At 72.0% G+C, this 6,454-nt stretch carries 5 protein-coding genes; all 5 read right to left on the bottom strand.

From position 1 onward, the window contains the following. Positions 1-140 precede the first annotated feature (140 nt). Complete coding sequence (gene hpnH, locus ABZ454_RS13355; protein ID WP_359537802.1) at positions 141-1,160, bottom strand: adenosyl-hopene transferase HpnH; 1,020 nt, start codon at positions 1,158-1,160, stop codon at positions 141-143. Between the two features lie 5 nt (positions 1,161-1,165). Beyond that, a complete protein-coding gene (locus tag ABZ454_RS13350; RefSeq protein WP_356326030.1) occupies positions 1,166-1,825 on the bottom strand; it encodes a 1-hydroxy-2-methyl-2-butenyl 4-diphosphate reductase in 660 nt (219 codons plus the stop codon). Then, on the bottom strand, positions 1,825-3,828 hold the full coding sequence (gene shc / locus ABZ454_RS13345) for a squalene--hopene cyclase (protein ID WP_359537800.1): 2,004 nt from the start codon (positions 3,826-3,828) through the stop codon (positions 1,825-1,827). Before shc ends, ABZ454_RS13350 begins: the two co-directional genes overlap by 1 nt. A gap of 107 nt (positions 3,829-3,935) precedes the next feature. Next, positions 3,936-5,039 (bottom strand): polyprenyl synthetase family protein, encoded by a 1,104-nt coding sequence (locus tag ABZ454_RS13340; protein ID WP_356322652.1) that lies wholly within the window; start codon positions 5,037-5,039, stop codon positions 3,936-3,938. Next, on the bottom strand, positions 5,036-6,424 hold the full coding sequence (gene hpnE, locus ABZ454_RS13335; protein ID WP_359537798.1) for a hydroxysqualene dehydroxylase HpnE: 1,389 nt from the start codon (positions 6,422-6,424) through the stop codon (positions 5,036-5,038). Before hpnE ends, ABZ454_RS13340 begins: the two co-directional genes overlap by 4 nt. Positions 6,425-6,454 lie beyond the last annotated feature (30 nt).

Genomic DNA, 6,454 nt, shown 5'->3' with positions numbered 1-6,454 from the left:
GGGGTGCCCCGGGGGCCCCCCGCGCCGACCGCCGCCTGCCCGGCCCGCCCGGACGCGCCGCGAGGGGCGGCGCATCGTGAGCGGGCCGGGCCGGCGGCGCGAGGAGAGCCGGCGGCACCGGCTCTCCGGCGGCCGTCACCTCACCGGTTCCCGCCGACGGTCTCCCGCGCCGCGCGCAGGGATTCCTTCAGCGACCCCATGGTGGCGAGTACGGCGGTGGGCTCGTAACCGCAGTGCGCCATGCAGTTGGCGCAGCGCGGGTCCTTGCCGCGGCCGTACTTGTCCCAGTCGGTCTCCTCGATGAGCTGCCGGTACGTCGGCACGTACCCGTCGCTCATCAGGTAGCAGGGCCGTTGCCAGCCGAACAGGGAGTAGTTGGGAATGGCCCACGCGGTGCACGGGAAGTCCGCCTTGCCCTCCAGGAAGTCCAGGAAGAGCGGCGAGTGGTTCAGGCGCCACCTGCTCCGGTTGCCGCCCGCGAAGGTCTTCTTGAACAGCTCACGGGTCTGCTCGACACCCAGGAAGTGCTCCTGGTCGGGCGCCTTCTCGTAGGCGTAGGCGGGCGAGATCATCATCTCGTCGACCTTCAGGTCGTCGTTGAGGTAGTTGAGGACCTCGATGATGGTCTGGGGCGTGTCCGTGTTGAAGAACGTGGAGTTGGTCGTGACCCGGAAACCGCGCCGCTTGGCCTCCTTGATCGCCGCCACCGCCTCGTCGAACACCCCCTCCTTGGCGACCGATTCGTCATGGCGCTCGCGCAGCCCGTCGATGTGGACGGCGAACGCGAAATAGGGCGAGGGCGTGAACTTCTCGATCTTCTTCCGCAGCAGCATCGCGTTGGTGCAGAGGAAGACGTACTTCCTCTTCGCCACCAACTGCCGGACGATCTCATCGATCTGCGGGTGCATCAGCGGCTCGCCGCCCGCGATGGAGACCATCGGGGCACCCGATTCGAGCACCGCGCCGACGGCCTGGGCCACCGGCATCCGCTGCTTGAGGACGCCGGCCGGGTGCTGGATCTTCCCGCAGCCTTCGCAGGCGAGATTGCAGGCGAACAACGGCTCCAGCTCGACGATCAGCGGAAACTTCTCCCGCTTTCGGACCTTCTGTTCAATGAGGTACGTCGCAACCTTGATGGACTGACGGAGCGGCATGGCCATCTAGCTCACCTCCTGGGGAGCAGCAAAGATCGGTGCCATTCATAGAAAGCCGGCAGGACGGCACGGAGGACGCGGAAAGCCGATATTCCACCGCGGACCGTGCCGATGCGGACGAGCTCGTGCTCCGGAGCGTCCACGACCACCCGTACGGCCGCAACCGGGCGTGGCCCGGACCGGGTGGCGGTGTGCAGGGTCGCGGCGGACTCCATGTCCACCGCGATCGCTCCGGTGGCCCGCAGCTCGGCCCGTTCAGGTCCTCGAACGACATGATCGGAGCCGGTCAGCGGACCGGTGTGGACGGTGCGTCCGGGTACGGCCCTGGCGAGTGCGTCGGCGAGCAGTTCCGTGCCGGTGCAGGTGAGCGACTGCCCGGCTGCCCGGGTCTCGTCGGCCACCACCAGGTCCCCGGGGTGCATGCCGGGTGCGAGCCCGGCGCAGAACCCCGCGGCGATGACCGCGGCGCCGAGCGCCCGGCCCTCGCCGAGCGCCCTCGCCACGGCCGTTTCGGCCGCCTTCGGCCCCATGCCCGTACGCAGTACGGTCACCGGGCCCGGGGCGGTGCCCGCCCTGCCCCTGCCGGTGCGCAGGGCCAGGTGCTCGATGCCCAGCGCGCAGGCGATGAGCAACGGGGCGTCGGGGCCGGCCGGCCCCGTGGCATCGCCCATCAGGCCCCCTCGCGGACCGCCGTGCGGCCGGCGAACGGGTCGCCGTGCACGTACCGTCCCAGTGCGGTCAGCGGGAAGACCTGCCGGTAGAGGTGGTAATTGATGGAGAAGTCCCAGGGGAAGCCGGTCCCGGTGAAGTACGGCTCGTCCCAGGAGCCGTCGGCCTGCTGGGTCTCGGCCAGCCAGGTGATGCCGCGTGAGACGGACACGGTGTCCCGCCGTCCGGCCGCGAGGAGTGCGAGCAGGGCCCAGGCTGTCTGGGAAGCCGTCGAGGCTCCGTGGCCGATCCACTTGTCCTCGTTGTACGAACGCAGGTCCTCGCCCCATCCGCCGTCGTCGTTCTGGACGGATTCCAGCCAGCCGACCGCACAGCGGATGGAGGGGTGCGAGGCGGGCAGTCCGGCGGCGATCAGGGCAGGCACCACCGACCCCGTCCCGTAGACGTAGTTGACGCCCCAGCGGCCGAACCAGCCGCCGGCCGCGTCCTGTTCGGCGAGCAGCCACTCGATTCCGCGCCGGGTTGCGGGGTGCCCGGAGTGACCCTCGATGGCGAGCATCTCCACCACGTGCCCGGTGACGTCGGCGGACGGCGGGTCGATGACCTCACCGAAGTCGCAGAACGGCAGCCGGTTGGGGAACGCGCTGGTGTTGTCGGCGTCGAAGGCCCCCCAGGCGCCGTTGCGGGACTGCATGCCCACGTTCCAGCGCACGCCCCGCTCGATGGCGGCCTCGACCCGTGCCTGATCCGGGTGGCGGACCCGGCGCAGCGCGAGGACCACTTCGGCGGTGTCGTCGATATCGGGGTAGTTGTCGTTATGGAATTCGAACGCCCATCCGCCAGGGGCCAGTTGGGGCCTGCGGACGGACCAGTCGCCCGGCCGCACGATCTCCTCGCCCAGCATCCAGTCCGCCGCCTTCACCAGCGCGGGGTGGTCGGGAGCGACCCCCGCGTCGGCGAGCGCGATGGTGGCGAGGCAGGTGTCCCAGACCGGGGACTGGCAGGCCTCGATCATGCGGGACCCGTCCTCGCGCCAGACCGCGAACCGGTCGAGCGACTCGAGCCCGGCCCGCATCACCGGATGGCCGAGGTCGTACCCGAGCAGATGCAGGGCGATGACGGAGTACACGGCGGGCGGCTGGATGCCGCCCCAGCATCCGTCGTTCTCCTGGCGCTCGATGATCCAGCGGGCCGCCGCGTTCATGGCGACCCGGCGCAGCCGGCGGGGGGCGATCCGGTGGTAGAGGTGCAGCGCCTTGTCGAGGCGCTGGAAGACGCCGTCCCAGGTGGCGGCCGGGGCGGGGCGGCGCGGCGGGTTCGGTTCGGCCGGATCGGTGTGCAGCTCGTCCAGGGCGAAGGGGGCGGGCCGTACCGGCCGCTTCGCGGAGACGACGGTGAGCGGCACGATGGTCTGGCGGGCCCAGCAGCCGAAGTCGTAGATGTTGAGCGGGGCCCACTTGGGGAAGAACATCAGCTCGGGCGGCAGTTCCGGCAGGTCGTCCCATTTCCACCAGCCGAAGAGGGCCAGCCAGATCCGGGTGAACACGCGGCTCGCCGCGATGCCGCCCTGCTCCCTGACCCACCCCGCGGCGCGGGCCATGTGCGGTTCGTCCGGCCGGTCCCCGGCCAGGCGCAGGGCCACGTACGCCTCGATGGTGGCGGAGAGGTCCCCTGGACCCCCGTGGAAGGTGGCCCAGGTGCCGTCGCCGAGCTGCTCGCCGCGGATGAAGCGGCCGGCCGCCTGGACCGTGGCGGCGTCCTGGATGCCGAGGAACTGCCGGAGCAGGAGGTCCTCGGCGTCCATCGTGACGTTGGTGGCGAGGTCGCCCTTCCACCAGCCCTGTTCGTCCTGCCTGCCGAGGAGGTGCTCCACCGAGCGCTCCGCGGCCCGCCGCGCGGCGGCGAGTAAGCCGTCCGCGACGATGGTCGATTCGGTTGTCGGTTCACTGGCCGAGGCTGCCCGGGGGTCAACAGCCCCGGTGCTTCCGTCGGTCGTCGCTGTCATGGCTTCCCCTTCGTGCAGTTGGTCCTCTGCTGTGCTGGGGTCTCCGTCGGCCGGCGCCCGTGGCGGGCGCCGGCCGGCGACTGCGAGTCATATGGAGGGGATGGTGATCATCTCTTTCGTACGACGACGAAGTCCGCGAGCGCCGTGAGCTGCGCCCGCACGGTTTCAGGCATGTTCACACCATGCAACGCCTCGATGGCGACCGCATGCTGACGACGTGCCTCCTGGGCGGTCCACTCGCGGCCGCCCGCCTCCTCGATGAGCGCCGCACGGGCGGCGAACTCCTCTTCGGAGAAGCTGTCGAAGTCATTGCTCTTCGCGTCGGCGGCGAGCAGCTCGCCCAGACGCTCCGAGGCCGGCCCGCCCGCGGCGAGCGCGGCGACGACCGGCAGGGACTTCTTGCGCTGGCGCAGATCGCTCCAGGTCTGCTTGCCGGTGGACTCGGGGTCGCCCCAGATCCCCAGCAGGTCGTCGACCGCCTGGAAGGCGAGGCCGAGGTGGTAGCCGTACGCCTCCAGGACGTCGGCGGTCCGGTCGTCGGCGCCGCCGAGCACCGCTCCGATGGAGCAGGCGCAGGCGAGCAGGGCGCCGGTCTTGTTGCCCTCCATCTCCAGGCACTCCTCGACGGTGACCCGCTCGCGGTGCTCGTAGGAGATGTCCTGGGCCTGCCCGTCGATGAGCTTGCGGGTGGCCGAGGTCAGCCGCCGGGCCGCGCGGCCCGCCTCCACGGTGCCGAGCTCCAGCAGGATCTCGTTGGCCAGGGCGAACAGCGCGTCGCCGACGAGGATCGCCTGGGCGGGGCCGTGCACCTTCCACACCGTGTCGCGGTGGCGGCGCTGCTCGTCGCCGTCCATCAGGTCGTCGTGCAGCAGCGAGAAGTTGTGCACGAGTTCGACGGCCACGGCGCCGGGGACGCCGGCCTCGGCCGCGGCGCCGGCCGCCTCGGCGGACAGCAGGGCCAGCGCCGGGCGGACGGCCTTGCCGCCGTCGCCGTCGGAGGGCCTGCCCTGGGCATCGATCCAGCCGAAGTGATAGGCGGCCACGGTGTCCATGGGCGGTGCGAGCCGGTCAACGGCGGCCCGGAGCACCGGCGCGGAAAGGGCCCGTCCGCGCTCCAGAAGCGCGGTGACGTCCGTGGTGTCCGCCACGGTGTCGGAAGCCGGATTCGCCGGGGTCACTGACTCTCCTCTTGTTCCGGTGGTACTGCTCATGCCGCCTCCTGCAGCGGATGTTCGTGGGGGCGGCCGAGTGCCAGGAGCGCGGCGTCCGCGGCGCCGGCACCGCTGCGGACGGCACCCTCCATCGTGGCGGGCCAGCCGGTGGCGGTCCATGCGCCGGCCAGGAAGAGGCCGGAGGCGCGGGTGCGCGTCCCCGGCCGCAGCCGGCCGACGCCGGGAGCGGGCGCGAAGGTCGCCGTACGCTCCCGGGTGACGAAGAAGTCCCTGATCCCGGCCCCGCGGGCGGCGGGCAGGAGCCGCTCCAGCTCGGGCAGGTAGCGCGCGCGGAGCTCGGCGACGGGCAGGTCGATCTCCTCGCCGGCGGCGGACTGGGAGACCGCGAGGTACTGACCGGGACCGGTGAGGCCGGAGGCCTCGGTCCGGTCGAAGACCCACTGGACCGGCGAGCCGAGAGCGGCGAAGAAGGGCTGCCTGAGCACCTTGCGGTCGTAGACCACGTGCACGTTGAGGATCGGCGAGGTGCCGATCTCCAGCAGCCGCTCCGGTGCGTCGAGCGCACCCTCCGGCAGCAGGTCGTGGGCCTCGCGCTGCGGTACGGCCAGCACGACGGTGTCCGCCTCGATGCGTTCGGCGCCCGTGTCGACCACCCAGCGTCCGTCGTCGGTGCGGGTGAGCGAGCTGGCCTTCGTCCGCAGTTCGGTGCGCACGCCCGCGGAGTCCAGGGCCTTGCGGCCGAGCGTGTCGTGGACGTCGCCGAGCGGCACGGAGGCCCAGCCGATGTCGGCGGCGCCCGGCTCGGAGAGGAGTCCGGTCTTGAAGACCTTCGCGGCGAGCGCGAGCGAGGAGTTCGGGGCGGTGGCGTTGAGCGTGGCCACGCCGACCAGGTCCCAGAGGGCCTCGACGGTGCGGGGCGACTGGCCGTGCCGGGCGAGCCAGCTGCCGAAGTCGACGTCGTCGAGCGCGGGGTCGTCCGGGTCCAGCCGGCCGAGCGCCAGCGCGGCCCGTCCGACGCTCGCGCGCTCGGCGAGCGAGAGGTGCGGGTAGGCGGCCAGTCCCGCGGCGAGGTGGAGCGGGACCGGGAGGCCGTTGCGGCGCAGCCGTCCGAGCCGGGGACCCGAGGGCCGCCCCACGTCGAGGACGGGCACGTCCAGACGGCTTTGCAGCGGCGCCAGGGCCGCGCCGTCGACCCGGTCGAGGAACCAGCGGTAGGCGGTGCAGCAGCGCAGGTAGACGTGCTGGCCGTTGTCGACCGTCAGCTCGCCGCGCCGGAAGGAGAAGGCGAGGCCGCCGAGCCGGGGCCGCCCTTCGAGCAGGGTCACGTCAAGTCCGGCGTCGGCCAGGCGCAGCGCCGCCGTCATGCCGGCGAGTCCGCCACCGATCACGACCGCGCGCGAGGAACGCAGGGCATCCTGCGTCATGCGTCCCCCTCTCGCCAGGTCTTTTCAGTC

The sequence above is a fragment of the Streptomyces sp. NPDC005803 genome (genome assembly GCF_040630435.1).
GTDB lineage: Bacteria > Actinomycetota > Actinomycetes > Streptomycetales > Streptomycetaceae > Streptomyces.
The sequence above is the reverse complement of the archived record's forward strand: the minus strand, read 5'-3'. Positions and strand labels throughout refer to the sequence as shown.